Source organism: Nitrosospira lacus (genome assembly GCF_000355765.4).
Lineage (GTDB): Bacteria > Pseudomonadota > Gammaproteobacteria > Burkholderiales > Nitrosomonadaceae > Nitrosospira > Nitrosospira lacus.
Window position 1 is genome coordinate 2,493,316 of record NZ_CP021106.3, and the last position, 24,607, is coordinate 2,517,922.

Here is a 24,607-nt window from a genome sequence, read left to right on the forward strand (position 1 = left end):
AGAAGGAATGAGTCATTTAACCACTAAACTTGGCTGGCTCGCATTCGCCGTCCTTGGCGCCTTCGCATTCGCATATATCGCATTGCATCACGGCGAATCCATCGGCGCAATATGGATCGTGATCGCCACGGTCTGCGTTTATACGATTGCTTATCGTTTTTACAGCCAGTTCATTGCCAGGCGAGTGCTGAGGCTGGATGTCACCCGCATGACCCCCGCTTACAAATTCAATGACGGTCTGGATTATGTACCGACCAACAGATATGTATTGTTCGGGCATCATTTTGCCGCCATTGCGGGCGCCGGACCGCTCGTCGGACCGATACTGGCCGCGCAGATGGGCTACATGCCTGGCATGCTTTGGCTGTTGGCCGGCGTCGTGTTCGCCGGCGCGGTACAGGATTTCATTGTGCTGTTTGTTTCCACCCGGCGCGATGGCCGTTCGCTGGGCGATCTGATCAAGTCGGAACTGGGGCAGATACCCGGCATGATCGCCCTGTTCGGCACATTCTTCATCATGCTGATCCTGCTGGCAGTACTGGCGCTGATCGTGGTCAAGGCGCTGGCGGAATCACCCTGGGGCACCTTCACCGTAGCTGCAACCATTCCGATTGCCTTGTTCATGGGGGTTTACGCGCGCTTTATCCGGCCTGGCGCGATTGGTGAGGTTTCGCTGATTGGCTTTGTTTTACTGATGCTGTCGATCGTCGCGGGGCAGTATGTACAGGAGATACCCTCAATGGCCGCCATATTCACCCTGACCGGAGAGCAGCTCACCTGGATGCTGATTGCCTATGGCTTCATTGCGTCCGTGCTGCCGGTCTGGCTGTTGCTGGCGCCACGCGACTACCTGTCCACGTTCCTGAAGATCGGCACTATCGTCGGCTTGGCAATCGGTGTCATCTTCATTTCGCCGGAACTCAAGATGCCGGCATTTACACAGTTTGTGGATGGCTCCGGCCCAGTCTGGTCGGGCAGCCTGTTTCCCTTCCTGTTCATTACCATCGCCTGCGGCGCGGTATCCGGTTTTCACTCGCTCATTTCCTCCGGCACCACGCCCAAGATGATCCGGAACGAAAGCGATGCCCGCTTCATCGGCTACGGGGCCATGCTGATGGAATCATTTGTCGCCATCATGGCCCTGGTTGCCGCCTCCACCATCGAACCCGGGGTGTACTTTGCCATGAACAGCCCGGCCGCGATCATCGGCACCACGGCGGAATCGGCCACACAAGCCATCTCGCAATGGGGTTTTTATGTCACCCCCGAGATGATTACCCAGACCGCGCGGGATGTGGGGGAGCACACCATCATTTCCCGTACCGGCGGTGCGCCGACGCTGGCGGTGGGCATGGCGCAAATCCTGTCGGATGTGATGGGCGGCCGGACAATGATGGCGTTCTGGTATCACTTCGCCATCCTGTTCGAGGCGCTTTTCATCCTGACGGCGGTCGACGCAGGCACACGTGCCGGGCGCTTCATGCTGCAAGACTTGCTGGGTACATTCATTCCATCGATGAAACGTACCGATTCGGTGATTGCCAGCCTGATCGCCACTGCGATTTGTGTCGCGGGCTGGGGCTATTTTCTGTATCAGGGTGTGGTCGATCCGCTGGGGGGAATCAATACCTTGTGGCCGTTGTTTGGCATCTCCAACCAGATGCTGGCCGGTATTGCGCTGATTCTCTGCACATGTGTGCTGTTCAAGATGAAGCATGACCGTTTCGCCTGGGTCACGATCATACCCGCCGCCTGGGTGCTGGTCTGCACCTTGACCGCCGCCTGGCAGAAGATCTTCGATGCCAATCCGCGTATCGGTTTTCTGGCGCATGCGAGAAAATACAAGGAGGCGCTCGCGGATGGCACACTTTTGGCGCCAGCCAAATCCGTGGAACAGATGCAACAGGTGATTGTTAACGATTACGTCAATGCATCACTGGCGGGGCTGTTCATGCTGGTGTTGATCAGCATGCTGGGATTCGGTATCCGCACGGTGGTGCGCGCACGCAGTACCGCCCGGCCCACAGCCAAGGAGGCACCGTTCGAGCTATTGCCGATCGAAGCGGCACCCGGAACTTGAGGTGCCCATCCATGCTAACTAGAAGAATTACCGGCATTACCAGGGCGGCGCGCTATCTCGGGCAGAGCATGCGACTGATGGTGGGCGTGCCCGAATACAGTACTTATGTCAATCACATGAAAACCGCGCATCCGGATCAGCCGGTCATGTCTTATCAGGAGTTCTTCCGGGAGCGTCAGGAAGCGCGGTATGGCGGCAAGGTCAGTAGATGTTGCTAAGAACTCTTAAATAGTCATCCCTAAAAACCCTGTCTTTAGCAAAACAGCCATCATTAATCGAGGACTATTTGCGTCGCGCTTCTGCATAAGAGGTTGCAAACCTCTGCCGTGACCCCATTGGGTGTGAATGCGCGGGCCAGATTCAAACAGCCGCTTGCCTGGCGGAGTCCTGTGCACGTTGCATTGACGCAACCGTCAACTTGTGCTTGGACTCGACGTCACGTATCACTCTGCCAGGATAAGTCTTGAGCCGCTTCGTTCCGTCTCATGAATTCCCCGATCAGGGGAAAATATCCCGATTCTAGTGAATTTCGTCAAACCGTGCATACCCTATGTCTTAATATTTATGCGGGTTAAATAGGGGTATTTCAGGGGCGACGGGGGTAAGGCTCCCATAATGGCGAGCTGCCACTTTATCGTGTTGATTGGCGCACTCGCGTATTGCGTCTTCATACTCCACAAATACATCCCGCTTCCCTGTCTCCTTTCCGGTCTCCCGCATTGCCCCCAGCAATGCATGCGCACCCAGTCGCGCGGATTCTATCGCCAGTTCGATTCCCATGCCGCTGAGGGGATCAGGCGCATAAGCCGCGTCGCCGACGGCAATCCAGCCGCTCCCAGCCGCCTTGCCGAATCCACGTACACCAGCCACGCGCCCGGTTATATGCGGGTTAAGTTCGGCTCCCGGACCACCGAGTAGAGGAGCAAGCAGCCGCGTACCCCGAAGCTCTCCAAAAAAAAATTCCCGCAGGGATGCGCGCCGCCGCTTGATCTCATCCCGGCTGGTGCAAAAGCCGGCAAAATGACCGCCATCCCCGCTGGGTAACGCATACCACCAGCCGTTATCCCTGGCCTCGATGTAGAGCGCATGATCCGGTACATCGCAGAGCGGACTTAATGGCGCCATCAGCGCAATCCGGGATGATTCGCCCCGCGGTGACGTATCGAAAAAGCGTGCCGCCGCACGGCCGGTCGCAAGAACCAGAAAACGGGCACATACCGGAATGCATTCGGCTTCCCCCGAGCGCAGGAAAAGCTGCCATTGGTCGTTGCGGCGTTCGATATTCGTAACTTTGGTGTCCGCAATGACCGACACACCCGCAGCAGCAGCCAGATCGCGCAACGCTTGATCAAAAAGTATGCGCTCCACCGCGACACCGGGACCCCATGGATTAAACATCGCGCTTAATGCAACCGGTTCGGAAGTACCCCACAGCGAGATTGTTTCATGGACTTCCACGCCTCCTGTTCCGGCATTATCCTGCCGGAAAAAGCCGGGGCAATATTGTTCAATCATGCGCCGCGCGCGGCCGGACACGAGCTCGATACCGCCTGTGCTGTAGCCGTCCCAATGCACCAGGCATACGCGCGCGCCTCCATGCGCGAGCGCAAGCGCACATATTCCACCAGCCGGCCCGCCTCCGGCGACAATGGCCTCAATGTTCTGGCTACCTCCGGACATGGATCGGAATAATAAATGAATTATTAAGCAAACAGTAAGCTACCATAATCATAGCCATCATATCTTGGGATAGGGATTGGCACGCTGGCTGAGGCCTATTCTCCCCTAATATGATTTCATACGAAAGAAACCTGATACGGCCGCTTATAGTTTGGTAAATTATCCTGAATTTAAGATAATCAGGCATCCATGACCCAATCAGAGACCGACCCGGATACCGAGCGATGGCAAGCATTGCTTGAATATCATGAACGCAGCAAGCACCGCATCAATCGATATGCACCCGGTCCTGGTACACTCGATTGGGCAAGCCAACCAAATCCATTCCGGGAATTTCGCGATGCGCCGCGGGTCAAGCTTCCTTTGGCGGTGGATACCCTTGGCACCCGATACAACGACATACGCCGCGGTCAATTGCCAGCTCCAGGCAATTTCAATGTCAACAACCTTGCAATTCTCTTCGAACTCTCGCTCGGTCTCTCGGCATGGAAGTCATATGCCGGCAGCAGATGGGCGCTGCGTTGCAATCCTTCGAGCGGAAACCTGCATCCTACGGAGGGCTATATGCTATGCCCGCCCCTGGAAGGCTTACCGGCAGGTGTCTATCACTACTTGAGCCGCGATCATGTGCTTGAACAACGTACCGTAGTCGATAGTCCAGGATGGGCAGAGGCCTTTGCGGGTGGTGGCATCCTGATTGGCCTGACTTCGATCTGCTGGCGGGAAGCATGGAAGTATGGCATGCGTGCCTGGCGGTATTGCCAGCACGACTGCGGTCATGCCATCGCCGCAGTGAGCTACGCGGCGGCGGCCCTTGGATGGCAGACCCGGCTGGTTTTTTCAGCGGGGGACAATGAGATAGCTGCTTTGCTGGGACTGCACCATCCTATGGATACCGGGTCTGCCACCGCATCCGCCGAACCGGAAGCAGCCGATGCCCTGCTCTGGATCGGTGATCCTGATATGCAGCCTGATCTGGGACATCTGCTGCAAGCCTTGCCGAAAAATGGGAATCATGCCGAATGGTATGGATATGCCAATCTATTGAGCAGAGTCCATGTGCCATGGCCGGAAATCGATTCGATTCATCGTGCAACACACAAGGCTCATACTCCACCTGTACATGAATCGCGTTACTCTGCGCAGCCCTGCCCTGCCCATATCCCGCCAAAAGGCGAGCCTGCCGCCGACCTGGGTTTCTCCCGGATTGCGCGGCAACGCCGTAGCGCGACATCCTTCGACGGCACCACGCATATTGCCGCTTCAGCTTTTTTCAACATGCTGGAGTGCCTGGGGCCAAGCTGTTCGGGGCCGCCATGGAATTCGCTGGCGTCATCCCAGGGCATGGTGCACCCAGTCTTTTTGGTACACCGGGTGATTGACCTCAAACCGGGACTTTATATATTCCTGAGAGATCCGGCGATCCAGCAGGACATGAAGCGAGCCATGCGCGCCGACTGGCTGTGGCAGAAAACCGGCCCGGACCATCTGCCCCTCTATAGGCTGCTCGTTCACGATCTGCGCGATGTCGCAAAGTCGATCTGCTGTCACCAGAGCATCGCGGCCGACTCATGTTTTGCACTAGGAATGCTGACACGGTTCTCAATCGCGGCGAATGAACCCTGGCGTTACCGTCACCTTTTCTGGGAGTGCGGCATGCTCGGTCAGGTGCTTTATCTCGAAGCCGAAGCAGCCGGCATACGCGCCACTGGCATCGGCTGTTTTTTCGATGATGAAATGCACGCGCTGCTTGGAATCGAAAACCACTGCTGGCAGAGCCTGTATCACTTCACGGTGGGCGGGCCAATTGAAGACCCCCGCCTGATGACCCTGCCTCCATACGATACCCGAAACTGACTCCCGTCCCGGCCTCGTGTACCGTGCGGAAAAGCAAACCGTGACGCTCCCCCTGACCCAGGCTCATCTCGATGAGACCTGGGATGGCAGTCAATTTATCTTGCCACGAAAGGCGTTGTCAGCGCAAAATCGCGCTCACCCGGGATAAAGACGTTACAACTATGTTCCACCCCCTCATGGTTCACCTGGATGGAGGCGACAACTGCCCTATCCGTCTCCCTCGCGATAGGAATTTGCAATGTCTCCGGATTCAACTTGTAGCCCACCGGCAAAATCCTGCGAATATCGGCACCCTCGAACTTGGAAACGGCACCTCTTGTCAGATAGGAATGCGACACCTGAGGTTGTAAAGAACCGGTCTTTGTCCAATTGACATTCAGCATGATCTCTTTATTCTGTGGCGTGGCCCAGCATGTAAGGCCTTCGCGCTTTTGCATGCATGCGGACCACGCGTTTGCCACAGACCGGGGAACGACTTTCTGCATCAGAAACTCGGCCGCCCTGGATGAGTCTGCCAGCGAATTCTTCGAACAATACGCACTCTTCCACTGATTGAATCGATCTTCACTCAATGAACCATCGGGGGAATGCCTGCCTGGGCTTGGGCCGCTTTCGCTTTGACTAAAAAGTCCATAAGAAAAACCAAATGAGTTATCGGGACCGGATTGCTGTGCGCGATTTATTGCTTGCCGGGCATGTTGAAACTTTGATGAACAAAGTTGCGCATACATCGCCTGATCTCTAAATCGGGCATTACTCCTGGCATAGTCATTGTAAAATCCCTCCGCAAGAATCCTTCGGCAGGAATCCACAACAAATGCGCCGGCAGGTGGAATGTGCAGAAGAGGCAGAGCACATACAACGGCGATAATCGGGCTGATTATATGCCTTGCCCTGTATCCAGGAACCGCATCCTTTCTGTTCTTCATCATCCTCCTCCGCAATAGGCTATAAAGTATAAGATGCGGCCGCATAATAATTCAAACATTTTGCTCGCCCCGTCTTGTGCGGACGTTTTGCGGGCTTAAGGGGGATAATTATCAACTGGACCATAAATCGATCAACACCCTGAAAATACCGGGCTTATCGTGAAACCCGATGCTAAAGTTTTCTCATTCCGCAGCCGTTAAATGAGGAATCGTCCCTCGTGGCTGATCGTTTTGCTCTATACCGCCTTTTCCTTACTTTGGCTGGTAGTCGCCGGCTATCTGATTTCTCTCACCGTTGACGATCCAATCCTGCGGAGTCGTGCCTACATAGCGAAAGAACTGGCTCTTGTTGTAATGAGCAGCGGTCTGTTTTATCTCCTGCTCAAGCGGGAGCGGGTGCGGGTGCGGGCAAACCCCGCCGGCCTGATGGATGCAAACCTGGATTCAGGTCATTTCTGGTCGAATCGATTACTGCTCATGTTTGCCGCTCTGGCGATGGTGGCCCCCTTGATAAGTATCGGCATCATCAAGGTATATGGTCCGGAAATAGAACGCAAAGCCTACGCTGATCTACAAACGATCGTTGACCTCAAGGCGGAACAGGTCGAGCTTTGGTTGACGGAGCGGCACAGTGATGCGGAAGCCATAGCGGTGAGCCAGGCGCTTATTGAGCGGGTCGCGAATATGCGCCACAAAATGGATCCGCACCTGCACCAGCTCATCCGCAACCGGCTGGAGGCTGTTCAGAAAGCCTATAGCTACGAGTCTGTGCTGCTGATGAACACGGAAGGCCGCCCTCTACTGACGCTAGGCGAACAATATGAACTCCCGGCCGTTACCCAGGCGTTGCTGCCCGCCGCGTTGCGGACAAAACAGATACAGAGCAGCGATCTGTTCCTGGACGAAAACGGAATAGCCCGGCTGGATATTGTAGTGCCGCTGGTTCCCGAGGCAATCAGCCAGCAAGCTGTAGCCGTTGTGGTTTTGCGCGCGAATCTCGAGCGATTCCTGCTCCCTCTTGTCGGAAAATGGCCGGTTAACAGCCTCAGCGCGGAAACCCTGCTGGTACGCCGGCAAGGGAAAACCATTACTTATCTTAATAGCAGGCGCCACCAGGAAGGCCTTGGCCAGCGGGCCACCGCTTCCAGCCACTCGGTGATCGCCAGCAAAGACCTGCCGGCGGCCGCTGCCGCGCGCGAGCAGCACGGTGGCACGGCTTATGGAATCGACTACCGCGGGGAAGCGGTCCTGGCCGCGTACCGGCCTATGACAGGCACCGGCTGGCACCTGATATCCAAGATCGACCGCAGCGAAGTGCTGACATATCTCTGGACCCTGGTTTACTGGGTCGGCATAATCATTTTACTGGCCATTGCCGCGGTAAGTGGAGCGGTATGGCTGTTATGGCGCCAGCAGCGGCGCGCTCACCAGCTGGCGTTGCTCGTCCATACCGCGGAGCAGGACAAGCTTCTCAAGTATTTTTATGAGTTGCCATTCATCGGCATGGCAATTATCTCCCCCGATAGCAAGCGCTGGCTGCGGTTCAACGACCGGTTATGCGAGATTCTCGGTTATTCGCGCGAAGAACTTGCCGTCAAGAACTGGGTAGAGATGACGCACCCCGAGGATATCGAAAAAGATCTCATTGAATTCGAGAAAGTCAAACGCGGGGAATCGGAAGGTTACACGAGGAACAAGCGCTACATCCGCGAGGATGGCTCGATTGTCCTTGCGAACATAAATGTCAAATGCGTGCGCAGGAACGATGGCAAGGTGGATTACTTCGTCGCCATGTTCCGCGACATCACCGAGCAAGAGCGCCGGAAATCTGAAGCCCTGGCGGTACAGAACCAGCTGCAAGCCACACTGGACGCCATACCCGACCTGCTGTTCGAGCTCGATCTGAATGGACGCTGTCACGACTATCATTCCGCACGCACCGATTTGCCGGCCGCGCCTGTTGAAGATCTGCTCGGGAAAAAAATTTCTGACATCCTTCCCTCCAGCGCAGTGGATATTATTGTATCGGCATTGCTGGAAGCCCGGGAAAAGGGCCTGTCGTCCGGCAAACAACTGGAACTGGAATTTGCCCAAGGCAAGCTGTGGTTTGAGCTTTCGGTTTCCCGCAAGCATGTTGATCCCGGTCACGACCCGCGTTTCATTGTCCTGGCGCGCGATATCACCGAACGCAAGGCGTCGGAACGGCGTATCCTGAATCTCGCACACTACGACTCGCTCACCGGGCTTCCCAACCGCGCACTACTCGCAGACCGCATGCGGGTTGCGATAAAGCACGCCGAACGGCAATCCACCCGTCTCGCTGTATTGTTCGTCGACCTTGATCGATTCAAGCCGATCAATGATTCGCTGGGACATGATATTGGTGATCAATTGTTGAAGGCGGCTGCGCAACGCATGCAAACGTCAGTGCGCAGCGTTGACACTGTAAGCCGAGTGGGTGGCGACGAGTTTGTTGTTCTCTTGAGCCAAATCGGGGCGACGGAGGATGCCGCGCGTGTGGCCGATAAGCTTATCACAGGTCTATCGCAGCCGTATGGAGTCGAGGGACATGAACTGCAGGTGACTGCGAGTGTCGGGATCTGCATCTATCCGGATAACGGGACGCAGCCGAATGTCCTGCTCCGCAACGCGGACGCCTCGATGTACAGCGCCAAGGAAGCGGGTCGGAACCGGTATCAGTTCTATTCCGACGACATGACAGCGCGGGCAATAGAACGTCTCAGTCTTGAACACGATCTGCGCGGAGCCGCCCAGCGCGGAGAAATTTTTATGGTGTATCAGCCCCAGATCGAACTTGCAACCAACCGCATCATCGGTGCGGAGGTACTGATGCGCTGGCGGCACCCGACGCAGGGATTGATCGCACCGGCGCGCTTTATCCCTATCGCGGAAGACAGCGGACTGATTCTCGTGATCGGGGAATGGATACTGGTTGATGCTTGCCGGCAAGCGCAACAGTGGCGCGACCGTGGCCTCCTTGATGCAAGCATCTCAGTGAATGTTTCGGCGATCCAGTTTCGCCAAAACGACTTCGTGAGAGTCGTGCAGCGCGCAATTAATGTATCTGGCATATCCCCAGACCACTTGGAACTCGAACTCACCGAAAGCGTGGTAATGCAGGGTATCCACTCAACGGAGCAGAAGTTGCAGGAATTGGAGGCCTTGGGGGTAAAGGTGGCAATCGACGATTTTGGTACCGGCTACTCAAGTCTCTCATATTTGCGGCAGTTCACAGTGGACCGTCTCAAGATCGATCAGTCCTTTGTGCGTGACCTGCCGGGAAATATCGATGCTGAAGCCATCGCAGCCGCCATTGTGGCGATGGGACTCAGCCTCGGCTTGCGTATCATCGCCGAAGGTGTGGAGACTGAAGCGCAGGCGGAATTTCTACAGAGGATTCTATGCAAGGAAGGTCAGGGCTATCTGTATGCCCGCCCCATGGAAGCGAAGGAGTTTGAAGCATGGGTTGCGGCATGGAAACAACGCATACAAAACAAATCCTGATCGCCTTGGCCCGGAACATGCCAATCACCGCAAACCACCATCCCATCATGCGGGGGAACTGGTGAAATATTCGGGGCTATTCCTACTTTTCCGTACTACTATTAGTGCCCTCTTTTTTGATGGGACTCTGCACCTTATAGCCCTCCTCCTTCATTTTGTATCCGCCATATGCACCCGCCCCGCCCACAGCGAGCAACCAGCAGCCCGATAGCGCTGGCACCACGAGTAACAATATTCCTATACGAAGCAGTTTCATTATTTTCATTTGTACCTCCTGAACAATTTGGCAAAAAAATGGCACCGGTGACCCTTATATCGAGGCGCGGGTATCACGCCCAGGACAAGCAAGAACATATTCATATCATAGCCCAGCGTAAATTAAAAGTGGATGTGCATTCCAATAGAGGAACCGGAACAGCACGCGTAAGAACCGCCAACTAATATTCTCCATGCATATTGCCATCCCGCTCCCGCTGGCAAATCCAAGAATTTACCCAGTATCCTGACCGGATATCGCCATCATCGTCAATTTATTACAACTTCGGAAACGCGGTATTTGAATGAACCCCGCAATACAAAGCGGCACCGCCCGCTTCGAAGCCACGCTGATCAACGCAAAATTGCTCAAGAGCACGCGTCTGACGGGAGTGGCGGTAATCGAGGGATTCTGCATAGTGGTTTATCTTGCCGCTGATTTTAATTTCGAGCAACTCACCGCAGTCAGAAAAATCATTCTGTGCGGGCTGACCGCTGCTGTCTTATTTCTAATATGGCGGGTGGCAGGCGGAATTCCATTATAATCGGCATCACCACAACGGCGGAGAACTCTGGTTTGTTTACATTACCTGATTTTTTTAACCACCGAAAAAGGAATACCATGTCCCGTATCATATTGGTTTCATCCTTCCTCCTTTTTAGCACTGCCGCATCCGCCGCACCTGAAAGCTATACCCTTAATCCGGAGCACACCTATCCCCACTTCGCTGTCAGCCACATGGGGTTTTCCACCACTCATGGACGTTTCAACAAAACCAGCGGCAAATTCATGCTCGATCAAGCCGCCAAAACCGGGACGCTCGAGCTGACTATCGAGACCGCTTCAATTGACACCGGTTTACCCAAACGGGACGATCATCTACGCTCCGCGGATTTTTTCAACACTGCGGAATTTCCCAAAGCAATCTACAAATCCACCGCCGTGAGATTCAAGGACGACAAACCCGCGTCGGTTGAAGGAAATCTCACGTTACTGGGTGTCACCAAACCCGTGACGCTCACCATCACCGCGTTTAGATGCGGCATAAATCCCATAGACAAAAGGACAATGTGCGGCGCGGATGCCACGGCGAATTTGAAACGATCGGATTTCGGCATGATCTATTCCCTCCCGGGCGTCGGTGACGACATCAAACTTACGATCGAAGCGGAAGCGTACAAAGATTGAGCCTATAAGCGAGCTCTCCGTATCACTCCGTAATGACTTACTCGGAGGTTCGTTGCAGGTTTTTCGGGTTCCTTCAGCGCGGGCTGATCAAAAACTCCAGCTGCTCCGTTCAGTCTGCTTGGTTTAACTGAACCTTTCCAGGGGATTTCAAATTTGCGAACATTCGCTTCGCAGAATTGCTTCCCGTCCTGTTTCACTGCGATAATTCGCCGTGCTCCAAAATATTGCTTTACATACCGGCGCATGTTGCGTCAATATTTTTATTCGGACTCATTGGATACATGAATGGATAAATGTGTGAGCGGATAAGGGGTATATAAGCTTGCGCATCATGCTGAAATAGCTTCTTATCTGTATTCTGTCCATGCCGGTACGCCAATCTTCGTACCTTCGCACCAGCCAGGGAGCGGAATATGAAATGGGAAGACCACCGTCAAAGTGACAACGTCGAGGATCGCCGAGGCTCCGGTATGGGAGGTTTTGGCATGGGTGGGCGTCGCATCGGAATCGGCACCATTGTTGTGGCACTATTGGGCGGTTGGATATTTGGCATTGATCCGCTCACCATGCTTAGCGTCATGTCCGGTGGAGGCGGCATGATTCAGGAACAGGGCCCCGCGCCCGCGCCACCGCCCGGTGATACGCCCGCAGCCTTTGTTTCCACGGTACTGGCCGACACCGAGGACGTCTGGACAAGCGTGATGCAACAGGGTGGCGGCGCCTATCGCGCGCCCAGGCTTGTGCTGTTTCGTGGAGCCGTCATGACTTCCTGCGGGCAGGGGAGCGCAGCGATGGGGCCATTCTATTGTCCGGAGGATCAGAGAATCTATATCGACCTTGATTTCTTTGACATGCTGGCGAACCGGCTGGGAGCGGGCGGCGACTTCGCACAGGCTTATGTAATCGCGCACGAGGTCGGGCACCACGTTCAGAATCTTCTTGGCATTTCGGGGAGAGTGAACTCAATGCGCGGGCGCCTGCCTGGAAAACAGGCCAATGCATTGTCGGTTCGCGTCGAACTGCAAGCCGACTGTTATGCGGGAGTATGGACACATCATTCCCAGAGATCAAAGGGATGGCTGGAACAAGGCGATATCGAGGAGGCCCTGAATGCCGCTGCCCAGATTGGTGACGACACATTGCAGCGGAGGGCACAGGGCACCACAGTGCCCGAAAGTTTTACCCATGGCACAGGTAGCCAGCGTGTCGACTGGTTCAAGCGCGGTCTTCAAAGCGGAGATATCGCGCAATGCAATACGCTGGAAGCGAGTCGGTTGTAGTTCTGTTGGAAAGCACCGCCGTCTGAAAAAGCCGATTCCGCTTCATAATTTCAAGATTTCCATACGGAGCGCAATATGAAGGTATCCGAGCTGAAAGATGAATTGCTCGACTATTGGGTAGCAAAGGCAAACGACCTGGCAGATGTGCACGTGATCGATTCGCATTGCCTCATTCATCACGTCCGCTGGGAACCATCGGTTGACTGGTCTCAAGGCGGGCCGATTATAGAAAGGGAAGGAATAAACCTCAGTCATAGCCTGGAACCGGACTCAGAGCACTGCACCGCTTATATGAGATCGGGCAGACACCGGCAAAAAGGATTAACCCCCCTGATTGCCGCCATGCGCTGCTACGTCGACTCGAAATTTGGTGAGGAAGTCACCGATTAAATCCCTGTGATATTTGGGGAGCGGGAATTCGTGCGTTATGGACCACACGCGCCAGGAGCGATAGGAGATGGTCAAGGCAAAGCTTAAGGAACATCCTCGCGAAGCAATGTCGGCAACGCGAGTTCTGGCCGCGCAAGCCTTCTCGCGCGCGGCCGGAGCCCCGCTCGTTCATGGAAACAGCATCCGCCTTCTGAAGGATGGAGGCGAAAACTATTCCGCATGGCTTGATGCGATTGACTCAGCCGAAGAAGCCGTCTATTTCGAGAACTATATTATCTACGACGATAAAATCGGCCAGCGGTTTGCCGACGCATTTATTGCCAAGGCGAAAGAAGGGGTCAGGGTAAGAGTGCTTTACGACTGGATGGGATCGTTCCCGCAAGCATCCGGCGGCTTCTGGCGGCGCTTGAGCGAGGGAGGAGTGGAGATCCGATGTTTCAATCCACCGCGCCTGGATAGTCCGCTGGGCTGGGTGAGCCGGCTCCACCGGAAATCCCTTTGTGTGGATAATCGTGTCGCATTTATCAGCGGGTTATGCGTGGGCCAAATGTGGGCGGGTTATCCGGAACGCAAGATACCGCCCTGGCGAGACACGGGCGTCGAGGTATGCGGCCCGGTGGTGGCCGACGTGGTACAGGCATTTTTTCGTGCCTGGGCCGAAACCGGACCGGAATTACCAGCGGACGAACTGCCGGACCGGGACTCGATCCCCGCAGCTGGTTTAGTTGATTTAAGGGTGCTGGCCAGCATCACGGCAACAGCGGGACTGTACCGCCTCGAACAATTGATCACGGTTCTGGCACAAAAAACACTCTGGCTTACCGATGCCTATTTCGTCGGCACCACAAGCTACGTGCAAGCGCTGAGAGGCGCGGCAATGGATGACGTGGATGTCCGGCTACTGGTTCCGGGATCGAACGGCGACCTGAGATTCCTGCGGCCGGTCTCGCGTGCCGGTTACCGTCCACTGCTGGAAGCCGGAGTACGCGTATTCGAATGGAATGGATCGATGCTGCATGCCAAAACAGCCGTGGCCGATGGCCGCTGGTCGCGCGTGGGATCAAGCAATCTCAATATCGCCAGTTGGCTCGGCAATTGGGAATTGGATGTGGCGGTGGAAAACCCTGGGTTCGCGCACGAGATGGAGCAAATGTATTTAAGAGATCTGGACAATGCGACAGAGATCGTGCTCGGTAAAAAGAACCGTGTCCGGCCGGTAGCGATACCTCAATCACCTGCGCTTCCTCCTGTCTTGAGCGGTGGCCTGGGTAGACGCAGGAGCGGCAGCGCGAGTCAATTGACAGCAGGCGCCATCCGCGTCAGCAACACTGTCGGGGCCGCCCTCACCAACCGGCTCGTCCTCGGCGCGGCCGAGGCGAAAATCATGATGTCCGGCGGCGTTATACTGTTAGGCATGGCTGCGCTCGCATCGGTGGAGCCGTTGCTGGTGACAGTCCCTTTTGTGCTGTTCGCCAGCTGGATTGGTATTGCGCTGCTGATCCAGGCCTACCATTTGCATAAAAGTACGGACAATGGCACGGCATCCGATAGCGTCGATGACAGAATCGAGCCATTCATATCGCACGACGAACCCTCTGATGAATCGCTACTTGAGCCACCCGGCGGGCAAGCCAGGAACCGGCACTCCCCCAAGGCATTCTTCGGCAAATCCCGCAACTACAAATCGGTTGACTAGCGCAGCATAACCCGGCAATTTGATCGATAATCGACTCAAACGAAATTAATCAATCAGTAAGCACGCCGCTATCTTTAGGAGAAAATCCGATGGGAATATTTCACCGGGACACTGACTCTGCCCGTCAAGCCGCTGCCACCTCTTCCGTCCGGAAAACGGTTCAGAGGCCGCTTACCCTGATCATGACCATCCGCTCACCCGAGGATTTCCAGGCGCTCAATGCGCGTATCCTCGAAATCCAGGCCGCTCCACCGGAAAATAACCCCATCTGGATTGCTCTCGATAAACTCAGGATCGTGCATTTCGCACGTTTTGTATTTCTCGAAAATAACACCAAACTCGCCATCATCACGACGTACGATGGGTCATTCGAAGACTACCTCAATGAATTCATCGACGAGATCGGCGATGTTTTCAATGCACTTCTCCAACACATGGAGGGCGCGCCTCCATTGCCTGTTCAACAGAATCGCGCTGCCTTCGGGAACTACGTCAAGGCCAATGACCTGGGGAGCATTGAACCCTTCTACAGCGCCTATCCCCAGGCAACGGTACTGGACATCCAGGCGGCACTTGACGAGGTGTAACCATTCCCCGCAATAGAATCGTCAGAAATTTGAATTCATCCCATGACTGACTTGCCGCATGCAGACATCCAGGGTTTTATCCTTCGCACGTACGCGATGCCGGTACTGCGCGTATTTGCCTTGAAGGTTGCGCAAGCGGAAGCCGCAAGACAGTTTCTTGGCAAACTGGTGAATGGCGAGAGTGAGCCCCAGCTCGCCACCGCCACCGACTGGACGGTCAAGCCATCATACTGCCTGAATGTCGGGCTCACCTATAACGGCCTGGTTGCGCTTGAGCTTCCAGCTTCGTCACTTGCCTCATTCCCGGATGAATTCGCGGCCGGGGCGGCCGCCCGTGCCGAGCGGGTGGGTGATACCGGAGACAGCAGCCCTGTGCACTGGAAAAGCCAGCTCGCCAGCGCTGACCTCCATATCCTCCTATTCCTCTTCGCCGAAACGGAAGGCGTTCTGGAACGAATTACCGGCCAGCTTCGCACGGGTTATTCCAGCCGCGGGGCAGTGGCCGAACTCTCGGTGCACGAAGGCCGGAGCCTGCCGGGCAACGCGGCACACTTCGGCTACCGGGATGGCTTCGCCCAGCCCACCATAGACGGCGGCCTTCCACCGCTCATGCCGGATGTGCTGCCGAAAGCGCCGGCCGGAGAATTCCTGCTTGGATATCCCAGCCAGTACTCGGACTTCACCTATCCGGTGCCGACGCCCGCGGCATTGGGCCGGAATGGCAGCTTCATGGCATTTCGCATTCTGGCGCAGGACTGTCATGGCTTCGAGCAGTTTCTGACGGAAGCCGCCCATCAAACCGGATTTGACCGGGAATTGATAGCTGCCAAACTCTGCGGCCGCTGGCGTAATGGCGTTCCGCTTTCTCTTTCGCCTGATTCAGCGGACGAACGCATTCTTCTGGAGCAACGCAACAGCTTCGACTATGTGCCCAGCGATAGTATGCCCGATGCCTATGATGATCGCCGCGGCTATCGCTGTCCGCTGGGCTCGCATATCCGCCGCATGAATCCACGCAGCTCGATGGTGGCGGGAAACAGCGGTCTCAAGCACCGAATTATCCGCCGCGGCCTGCCATACGGCCCTCCCTACGACCCCGCCAATCCTGGCGATGGCATCGAACGTGGGCTGCTTGGCCTGTTCATCGGCGTAAGCCTTAAGGATCAGTTCGAGTTTCTGATGTCCGACTGGGGCAACAAGGGAAGCTTCGCACCCGGCCTGCGCGATACCCGGGACCCGCTCATTGGGGATAATTCAATGCCGGACGCAACTTTCCTGATCCCTGTCAAAGGCCGGAAGCGCCCCATCCAGCTTACCGGTCTTTCGAGTTTCGTTACCTGCCATGGCGCGGCCTATTGCTTTCTCCCCAGCGCTACCGCAATTCGCCATATTTCCAACTCATCCGCCACGTCCGCCACATCAGGCGTCACCACCCCTCATATCACAGATCACCGCTCAGGGAATTGATATGGCGCCAAAAATGGATCCGATTCCGTCGCTCCGTCCAACCCAGCCTGCCGCGGGAGGGGGCTCGCAAAGAAATGAAACCAGGCGAGCAAATTCGCGGCAAGGTGTGCCATTTTCCATTTTGTATATTCGGGACGCTGTCTGCCCTTATATTCCATTACGAACCACCCGGTACCCGTATCTTTAGCCGCTCATCCGTTCATCATGGAAAAATAACCGAAAAAGGAGCATCAAATGACGCGAATCCAATCCACGCTCAAGGCAATGGTCACGATATTGTTCTGCGCGCCGCTTTGCACACCGGTGCAAGCGGAACTTGTCGGCGAAGTGGATACCGCCTTCCGGTGGCTGGGCAGGGATGACCGGGTAGTCATCGAGGCATACGACGATCCCAAGGTACGTGGAATAACATGCTATGTGTCCCGCGCAAGGACAGGCGGAGTAAAAGGTACCGTAGGCCTGGCAGAAGACAGGGCGGAAGCTTCCATCGCCTGCCGCCAGGTGACTGAAATGCTCCATTTTACCGAAAAACTCCCCCGGCAGGAGGACGTGTTCACTGAACGCATGTCCATTTTGTTCAAACGCCTGCATATCGTCCGCGTGGTCGACTCCAAGCGCAATACCCTCATCTATCTGACCTATTCCGACAAACTGATAGATGGAAATCCGCAAAACAGCGTTACCGCTGTTCCCGTGGCGCATGCGACACCCATCCCGATTAAATAAATCCGGAAAACAAGCTGCCCAACCTGTCACATAGCAGGTGGCGATATCGCTGCGCTTGCGTCGCACGATCACTCCTTTTTGCCTTTTTTTGCCCTCTTTTCAGGAATAAACCGCAAACAGCTAGGTCCATGGCATTTGAATTTCGAGTAAATACTTTAAGAAATGAGAATCGTTAACTTACGTACGCTACCGTACGGACTCATCCTTAAGAAGGAAATAAAATTGTTTGTCAATGCGAACAAGCACGGAAGCAGGAATGAGCACACCCGTTGACAGCTCATTGTCATTTACAATTTATCAACCCGAGGAGGTACACAAATGCACAAAATTCTTCGCAAATCGCGATTCGCTCTGGCTGCTGTCGCGTTAATCGCCGGCATCTTCGCAGGAAGTGCGGGAATAGCGACAGCGGGTGAAATCAAGGTCAATCTGAGCGGTGACCAGGAAGTACCCCCAGTAAAAACTGGTGCAAGCGGCAGCGGCACGATAACGGTTGACGATGACAAGTCTGTCAAGGGCAAGATCACCACTTCCGATATCAAGGCTACCGGCGTGCATATTCATGAAGGTGCATCCGGCAAGACCGGTTCGGATATCATTACGCTCAAGAAGACTGGCGACAATGAGTGGTCCGTCCCGCCCGGTGCAAAATTGACGGATGCACAATACGACGCCTTCAAGGCTGGGGGTCTTTACATTAACGTTCACAGCGACATCAATAAAGCCGGCGAAATACGCGGTCAATTGAAACGCTAACCGGACCTTGTCAATGCGGTACCCCGTCAAGCGACGGGGTACCGGTTTTGGCTCCAATTGCTCCCCCAACAGCGCCCGCCCATGAGGAAATATTTTCGAACTTGGCCAGACCTTCTGGCCCAGCATCCACCTGAAAAACCTGCGGAAGATCCCCCTCGCCCGGTTGATCCGGATAAACCTGTTGATCCACGACCTTTCGATCCGGATCCGTCTCCCGGTGCTCCGATCGTTGACCCTGCGGACGAACCCCTGCTCCAATATTAATACTACCTGCGGCATCCGCTTCAAGCGGATGCCTCGTGCTGGTGACGCCCTATCAGTGCATTCCCTCCCGGCTCCTGTCGACCTGAGCCTTTGTTACCAGACTCGCGCCGTTACCCCATGCGTTCCGTATATACGACAAGACCAGCGCGACCTCATCGTCGCGCAACACCTGTGCAAACGGCGGCATGCCATAGGGGCGCGGATTACCCGTGGTGGATGGCGGATAACCTCCGTTGAGGACGCTGCGAATCGCATTAATGGGAGGTGTCATGGTAACGCCCCGATTGCCGGCCAGGGGCGGATAAATGCCCGGAGCACCCTGGCCGGAAGTTCCGTGGCAATCCTGGCAATGCTTTTCGTAGATTTTGGCGCCCTGCCGAAACCATTGCCGCACCTGCTCGGTTAGCGGGGGAGAACCAGCTTGGGCACGCGGAGCGCTCTCGGGCAATGATTTCAGATAGACGGCCATCGCACGCGCATCCTCCCTGGTCAGGTACTGAAGGCCATGCCTGACGACATCGGCCATGGGGCCGGACGTAGTCGCCCGCAGGGAAGTACCCGTCGTAAGCAACTGCGCAATCTCCTCGATCGGCCAGTCAGCGGAGCCCGCTTCCATGCGCGCGGTTAAGGATGGCGCATACCAGTTCGAACCCATGATCTGCCCGCCTCCCAAAGCATCCTCTCCAGTCGTGGCCCCCAGCGGATTACGTTCCGCGTGGCAAGCGTTGCAATGGCCGAGTCCCTGTACCAGGTAAGCGCCACGGTTCCACTCCCTGCTTTTTGAGGATTCCGGCTGATAAACCCCCGGCTTGAAGTAGACGGCACGCCATAGGCTCAACAGCGGCTGGAAGTTGTAGGGGAAATCGATCTTGCCCGGCGGGTTATTTTGCGCAACAGGTACGAGCGCTTTAAGATGGGCGAAAATGGCATCCGAGTCCTCGCGCGTGATTTTCGTATACTCGGTATAGGGGAAGGCGGGATATAAAGGCCGGCCATCGCGCGATTTGCCGGCATGCAACGCTTTCCAGAAATCCTCTTCATTCCAGTGTCCGATTCCTGTTGCCTTGTCCGGCGTAATATTAGGCGAGACAAAGGTGCCAAAGGGTGTAGACAGCCGGCGCCCCCCCGCATAAGGGCGGCCGCCCCGGTCCGTGTGGCAGCCCATGCAATTGGCCGCCTGTGCGAGGTAAGCTCCTCGCGCCTGGCGCTGTCCGGAAGGTGCTGCCGCTGTGTTCGGGATCAACGTTTCCACTTCTCCTTGTTGCATGGTGCTGCCGCAGCGCCGGAACATCTCAGCGGAAAGGGCGGCAGCAGGGCCCGTATTCTCGGGAACAGGCCGGGCAGCCAGCCATGCTGCCAAGGCGTTGGTTTCATGGGTGGTAAGTTGCTTTGCGATGTCGGACATACAGTCCGCCGCCTGTCCACGCAACATGCCGCCGCTTTGCCAGGCACCGAACTGGGCAATCATGTAGACACGCGGCAAACCCAGTAAACCGGGAATAAATGGCGCCGTACCCATCAGTTCCTTCCCATGGCATTCGACGCACGCGGGGATTTTCCGCGCAGGGTCTCCCTGGTTGACAAGTCTCAGGGCCAGCTTGACTTCATCAGCTGAGGAGACCGTGCGCTCCGGCGGCGGGAAAGGTTGTTTGAGCGCTGAAAAATAGGCTGCCATATCCAGCAAATACTGATCCGAAACATTGGCAAGCAGCAAGGCCATGGGCCGGTAATAACGCTTGCCATCCCTGAAATTGCGCAGCTGATTGAAGAGATAGCCCTTGGGCTTGCCTGCGATACGAGGGTAATACCCATCCCTTCCCGCCTTGTTTTCCGCACCGTGGCAGGCGACACACGCCTTTACCCGTTCCTCCATTGTATCGGGCACGTCCAGCGGAGCAGCAGCGATGGAAAATCCGGTAGCGCATATCAGTATTACCAAAACGAGTGATCTCATCAGTTCGCCATTTATTCTTGTACGGAGTGATTTGATGAGACTATGCAAGCCCCCTGAAGTTGCAGCAAAGACCCGTGATAGCATGCGCCTCGACAGAACTCCTGACGGTGCGTGCAATCGAATGGCCGCGCCGCGTAACACCTTCCATATTATCCTGAATCCCGCAATTAGCCGGGGCGGGGTATGCGGTTTTCGATGATGGACGTAGCGGGCACGGCAAATCATTTTAAAAAGATGTTAATGACGGGAATTTTTACAGTTGTCTCATGAAGAGTAACCAAGGATCAAGAAAGAGTTCGTGTAAATGACTGTTATCCAATAATGTTTAATTTAACAACAATTTTCTGGCACGAGTTATGCATGCAACCAAAACAGGGGACAGTACTCCCCTGCAAGAGGGTCAACCCGGGGCGGTGATCCCGCACCGGGTTTTTTCGTGACTTGTAAAGATAAAACCATAACCCAACCGAAATTTTGAAATGCGTAAAATTATTGGTTTTACCGGATCGCATGTGCTCTACTTTCTGGCTGACTGTCTGGACCTTGTAATGGATAAAACGTGTTCCCGGCGGTTTTTTCCTCTCTACAGGAAATTGCTGGTACGCTCGGCGGATGTGGAAAATTGGGGAGGTGGCGGCGGCGCCTGGGGCATGCTTTGGGCAAAACTGAGATAACCAATACCGTTTTGCAGATCGACGAGAAAGCGTGCAGCATACCTTTGTCTTCTCATGAGATCGGATTGGAACCCTGCAATCCATCGCGTCCGTGAGGCTGGCTGAAATCGAGAATTGGGCCCACGGGCACAATGCCATTAGGATTTATAGTGGGGTGGCTGCGGTAGTAGTGCTCCTTGATGTGCCGCATATTCACCGTCGCGGCGATGCCAGGCCATTGATACAGCTCACGGGTCAAACCCCAGAGGTTCGGGTAGTCCACCAGCCGCCGGAGATTGCACTTGAAGTGACCATGGTAAACCGCGTCAAAACGAAGCAAGGTTGTGAATAACCGCCAGTCGGCTTCGGTAATACGGTCACCCAGCAGATAGCGCTGCCGTGAAAGACGCTGCTCAAGCTCATCCAGGAACTCGAACAACGCCGCCGCAGCATTCTCATAGACTTGCTGCTGGGTGGCAAAGCCCGCCCTGTACACCCCATTGTTGATGGTGTCATAGATACGCGCGTTGATTTCATCGATCTGCGGCAACAGGGCCGCGGGCGCATAATCCCCTTCCGCCGCGCCTATGCCATCAAAGGCCTGATTCAGCATGCGGATAATCTCGCTCGATTCATTGCTGACAATCGTATCGCGCTGCAAATCCCACAGCACCGGAACGGTCACCCTGCCCGTATAATCGGCAGCGGCGCGCAGATAGATTTCATAGAGATATTGAGCCTGTTGTACGGGGTCTGCCACCACGTCCGGCGCCTGTTCAAACGTCCAGCCATGATCACCCATATAGGGATTGACCACTGATACTCCAATCGTGTCCTTCAGCCCTTTCAGCACACGAAAAATCAACGTGCGGTGCGCCCAGGGGCAGGCCAGTGATACATACAGGTGATAGCGCCCCGCTTCAGCGGTAAATCCCCCCATGCCGCTCGTTCCGGCGTGCCCGTCGGAAGTGATCCAGTTGCGGAATTGTGCAGTGGTGCGGACAAAACTGCCACCCGTCGTCGCGGTATCGTACCACTCATCGACCCACTTGCCATTGACCAGTAATCCCATTTTGCACCTCCTCTTTTTGACTGTCATGCCTGCCATTTAAACGCAGCGTACTATATGCCTGCGGACAAGTCGACAGACTGATATAATTAGCAGGTTGGGTAGCGCAGCGTAACCCCGCAAAAGACTTTCGCCCGGACAGAACGCTGCTCGTGTTCGCATTTAAAATGCGATGTATGATGAGTATCAGGGACATGGGGAACAAATCGATATGGCGCTGATTATACGAACCGCAACTGAAAGGGATGCGGAAACGGTGGGTGAATTGACCGAAAGAGCATACCGGGCGGACGGGTTCCCGATCAGCGATGAATACGCTGCACGGCTTCGCGATGCAACCACGAGAATAAATAAGGCCACCGTACTGGTTGCGGAAATGGATGACCGCATCGTTGCCACGGTAACCCTCGCAACCCATGAAAACCCATTGACGGAGATCGCCAAACCCGACGAGCTTGAAGTACGGATGCTGGCGGTCGCCCCCGAAGAACGGCGGCAAGGCGTGGCCGAAACGCTTATGTCCGCTGCCATGAAGCACGCACAAAATCTGGGATTGAAAGCCCTCGTTCTGTCAACCGAGCCACCCATGTCCAGTGCCCGCAGACTCTACGAAAAGCTGGGCTTTACCCGACAACCGGATCGTGACTGGCCGGTGGGAGATTATGACCTGCTCGTGTATCGTCGCGATGTAAAGCCATCATGATTACCAGCAGTGAGTAGAAGCGGTCTGGTTAGCCCGGCGTAATCCGCGCTACCCGACAGCCTCTCAGGGCCCCGGTTCGACGGAATACCCCTGTCCCCGCTTGTTTCATGGAAACATCTCAAGTCTTTATTCTAAAACTACCGGATATCAATTTCGATCCTCTGTCGATGAATCCGCTAGTTCTGCAACATGAATGTTTCATACTCCAGCCGATTGAATTTGCGTGACAGGATAAACAGGCTGAGAAAGGCGGACAGCGTTACCGAGGCGGCAAAGCCATACCCGAACGTTTCCGCACCCAGATGCAATGTAGTGAAGGTGAATATCAGGTTCGTGATGAAAAAGCATGCCGTAATGAGCAGCACTTCCCTGCGCGCGTCGAGATAGAAAAGTACGTTGAGTATCGCCATCAGCAATACCTGCACGCTGACTGCGACGACGTCGATATAGAACAAATGTATATAGAGCGGCGAGATGCCCACCGCGTGCAACAGCTCCCTGCCCCATAACAGGCACAGCACCACCGTTAATCCCTGCACCTTGAAAATCTCGTAGATGCCCTGCCGCGCGGCATACACCATCTGATCGCGCCGGTACTCGATATGCATAAGCGTGTCCCCCTCCCGGACGGCACGGTAAAAACGCTCATGCTGCTCCGCAAAATCGGCTTCCATGGTGACCAGAAATACCGCCATGCCCGGCAGAATGAACAGATAGGCCAGGAAAATGGGAAGATCGTAAATAATGGATGCCCGCAGTGGTCCGATAATCGCCTCGGAGGTAACCGGCACAAACCAGAAGATGAATTTATCGACCCAAACCGCCAGATAATAAAGTGTGCCGACGGCAAACAGGATATAGAAATTGCGGCGATTACGGAGAAAATCAAACTTGAGCAGGCAGTGACCCGGGTATTCACGCACGATATGGTGCAAAAACGAAAACAACAGGTAGCCATGGCCGATCAGCACGCCCAGTAATAAGCCGCTAAGCCCCCATGAAGAGGCCGCAAGCGCCACGACAATGCCAAGGGAATAACCTTTTATCAAGGTCCAGACAATACGCCGATAGGCCTTCATTCCCGATAAAAAGATCAGCGTGATCCACAGCCCGCTCAGTACCACAAAATTGCTTAGCAGCAATAACTCCCGAATAAACGGCTCTTCGAAAGACCAGAAAATAAAGGGTGCGGCCCACGCGAAACCACCGGCCATCGTGACCAGCAGTACCCCAAACAGGTTCGGCAATACCTCGGCCGTGTTACTTGCATAAGCCTGATCCGCGACAAAGCGCGTGAACATCAATTGCATGCCGCCGGTCCAGATTAACGAACCTGCCATGAGATAAGTCACGCAGATCTGGAAGGCGTTGACTTCACCCTGCGCCACATCCAGGATGACGGCAAAAATACCGATCATCATGATGCTCAGGATGGAAAGCACCCAGGGGCCTCCGCTGACGAGACCCGCATAGCCATAGGCACGCAATACCGACCAGTAGCTGTTGCGCTCCAGGATTTTGCGAATTTCGGAACCTATGCTCGTCAT

General features: G+C 55.1%; 20 protein-coding genes and 1 pseudogene. 14 read left to right on the forward strand and 7 right to left on the reverse strand.

The genetic code is table 11. From position 1 onward, the window contains the following. Positions 1 to 7: 7 nt before the first annotated feature. Complete coding sequence (locus tag EBAPG3_RS11320; RefSeq protein WP_004174733.1) at positions 8 to 2,080, forward strand: carbon starvation CstA family protein; 2,073 nt, start codon at positions 8 to 10, stop codon at positions 2,078 to 2,080. 11 nt (positions 2,081 to 2,091) lie between these two features. Then, on the forward strand, positions 2,092 to 2,298 hold the full coding sequence (locus EBAPG3_RS11325; RefSeq protein ID WP_004174735.1) for a YbdD/YjiX family protein: 207 nt from the start codon (positions 2,092 to 2,094) through the stop codon (positions 2,296 to 2,298). Positions 2,299 to 2,635: 337 nt separating this feature from the next. On the opposite strand, the gene EBAPG3_RS11330 is transcribed toward EBAPG3_RS11325, so the two are convergent. Continuing rightward, complete coding sequence (locus EBAPG3_RS11330) at positions 2,636 to 3,760, reverse strand: NAD(P)/FAD-dependent oxidoreductase (protein WP_040851163.1); 1,125 nt, start codon at positions 3,758 to 3,760, stop codon at positions 2,636 to 2,638. Positions 3,761 to 3,949: 189 nt separating this feature from the next. Here EBAPG3_RS11330 and EBAPG3_RS11335 point away from each other — a divergent pair, with 189 nt between their 5' ends. Beyond that, complete coding sequence (locus EBAPG3_RS11335) at positions 3,950 to 5,617, forward strand: SagB/ThcOx family dehydrogenase (RefSeq protein WP_004174739.1); 1,668 nt, start codon at positions 3,950 to 3,952, stop codon at positions 5,615 to 5,617. Between the two features lie 95 nt (positions 5,618 to 5,712). Here EBAPG3_RS11335 and EBAPG3_RS15040 read toward each other — a convergent pair whose 3' ends face one another. Next, complete coding sequence (locus tag EBAPG3_RS15040; protein ID WP_161493798.1) at positions 5,713 to 6,054, reverse strand: hypothetical protein; 342 nt, start codon at positions 6,052 to 6,054, stop codon at positions 5,713 to 5,715. Between the two features lie 693 nt (positions 6,055 to 6,747). On the opposite strand from EBAPG3_RS15040, the gene EBAPG3_RS11345 reads away from it, so the two are divergent. Further along, entirely contained in the window at positions 6,748 to 10,071 is a 3,324-nt protein-coding gene (locus EBAPG3_RS11345) for a bifunctional diguanylate cyclase/phosphodiesterase (protein WP_004174744.1), read from the forward strand. An 82-nt stretch (positions 10,072 to 10,153) separates the two neighbouring features. Here EBAPG3_RS11345 and EBAPG3_RS11350 read toward each other — a convergent pair whose 3' ends face one another. Then, complete coding sequence (locus tag EBAPG3_RS11350; protein WP_004174746.1) at positions 10,154 to 10,336, reverse strand: hypothetical protein; 183 nt, start codon at positions 10,334 to 10,336, stop codon at positions 10,154 to 10,156. A 295-nt stretch (positions 10,337 to 10,631) separates the two neighbouring features. Between EBAPG3_RS11350 and EBAPG3_RS11355 the strand changes: the two genes are divergently transcribed. The 9 genes from EBAPG3_RS11355 to EBAPG3_RS11395 all read left to right on the forward strand — a co-directional run bounded on the left by EBAPG3_RS11355 (position 10,632) and on the right by EBAPG3_RS11395 (position 18,417). Further along, a complete protein-coding gene (locus tag EBAPG3_RS11355; protein WP_004174750.1) occupies positions 10,632 to 10,871 on the forward strand; it encodes a hypothetical protein in 240 nt (79 codons plus the stop codon). Positions 10,872 to 10,948: 77 nt separating this feature from the next. After that, positions 10,949 to 11,515 carry a YceI family protein gene (locus EBAPG3_RS11360; protein WP_004174752.1) on the forward strand — a complete coding sequence of 189 codons (567 nt, stop codon included), beginning with the start codon at positions 10,949 to 10,951 and terminating at the stop codon, positions 11,513 to 11,515. Positions 11,516 to 11,928: 413 nt separating this feature from the next. Next, positions 11,929 to 12,795 carry a KPN_02809 family neutral zinc metallopeptidase gene (gene ypfJ, locus EBAPG3_RS11365; protein WP_040851166.1) on the forward strand — a complete coding sequence of 289 codons (867 nt, stop codon included), beginning with the start codon at positions 11,929 to 11,931 and terminating at the stop codon, positions 12,793 to 12,795. A 75-nt stretch (positions 12,796 to 12,870) separates the two neighbouring features. Further along, positions 12,871 to 13,185, forward strand: a complete 315-nt coding sequence (locus EBAPG3_RS11370; RefSeq protein WP_004174755.1) for a phage protein NinX family protein — start codon at positions 12,871 to 12,873, stop codon at positions 13,183 to 13,185. Positions 13,186 to 13,252: 67 nt separating this feature from the next. Beyond that, entirely contained in the window at positions 13,253 to 14,881 is a 1,629-nt protein-coding gene (locus EBAPG3_RS11375; RefSeq protein ID WP_004174758.1) for a phospholipase D-like domain-containing protein, read from the forward strand. A gap of 89 nt (positions 14,882 to 14,970) precedes the next feature. Next, positions 14,971 to 15,468, forward strand: a complete 498-nt coding sequence (locus tag EBAPG3_RS11380) for a hypothetical protein (protein WP_004174760.1) — start codon at positions 14,971 to 14,973, stop codon at positions 15,466 to 15,468. 42 nt (positions 15,469 to 15,510) lie between these two features. Further along, positions 15,511 to 16,935: a Dyp-type peroxidase gene (locus EBAPG3_RS11385; RefSeq protein WP_004174761.1), complete on the forward strand. Its 1,425-nt coding sequence runs from the start codon at positions 15,511 to 15,513 to the stop codon at positions 16,933 to 16,935. A gap of 234 nt (positions 16,936 to 17,169) precedes the next feature. Continuing rightward, a complete protein-coding gene (locus EBAPG3_RS11390; RefSeq protein ID WP_004174763.1) occupies positions 17,170 to 17,661 on the forward strand; it encodes a CreA family protein in 492 nt (163 codons plus the stop codon). A 318-nt stretch (positions 17,662 to 17,979) separates the two neighbouring features. Then, positions 17,980 to 18,417, forward strand: coding sequence for a CHRD domain-containing protein (locus EBAPG3_RS11395; protein WP_004174764.1), 438 nt, complete (start codon positions 17,980 to 17,982; stop codon positions 18,415 to 18,417). A 316-nt stretch (positions 18,418 to 18,733) separates the two neighbouring features. On the opposite strand, the pseudogene EBAPG3_RS15655 reads toward EBAPG3_RS11395, so the two are convergent. From EBAPG3_RS15655 to EBAPG3_RS11415, 3 genes and pseudogenes are all read right to left on the reverse strand, one after another. Next, a pseudogene (locus tag EBAPG3_RS15655) lies at positions 18,734 to 19,891 on the reverse strand (c-type cytochrome); the annotation flags it as partial. A 1,327-nt stretch (positions 19,892 to 21,218) separates the two neighbouring features. Then, the gene (locus EBAPG3_RS15225) at positions 21,219 to 21,365 is read right to left on the reverse strand and encodes a hypothetical protein (RefSeq protein ID WP_161493799.1); all 147 of its coding nucleotides are present in this window, start codon (positions 21,363 to 21,365) and stop codon (positions 21,219 to 21,221) included. Continuing rightward, positions 21,362 to 22,360, reverse strand: coding sequence for a glutathione S-transferase family protein (locus EBAPG3_RS11415; protein WP_004174770.1), 999 nt, complete (start codon positions 22,358 to 22,360; stop codon positions 21,362 to 21,364). Before EBAPG3_RS11415 ends, EBAPG3_RS15225 begins: the two co-directional genes overlap by 4 nt. Before the next feature lie 208 nt (positions 22,361 to 22,568). On the opposite strand from EBAPG3_RS11415, the gene EBAPG3_RS11420 reads away from it, so the two are divergent. Beyond that, positions 22,569 to 23,060 carry a GNAT family N-acetyltransferase gene (locus EBAPG3_RS11420; protein WP_040851186.1) on the forward strand — a complete coding sequence of 164 codons (492 nt, stop codon included), beginning with the start codon at positions 22,569 to 22,571 and terminating at the stop codon, positions 23,058 to 23,060. Positions 23,061 to 23,236: 176 nt separating this feature from the next. Here EBAPG3_RS11420 and pelG read toward each other — a convergent pair whose 3' ends face one another. Then, positions 23,237 to 24,607 carry an exopolysaccharide Pel transporter PelG gene (gene pelG / locus EBAPG3_RS11425; RefSeq protein WP_004174774.1) on the reverse strand — a complete coding sequence of 457 codons (1,371 nt, stop codon included), beginning with the start codon at positions 24,605 to 24,607 and terminating at the stop codon, positions 23,237 to 23,239.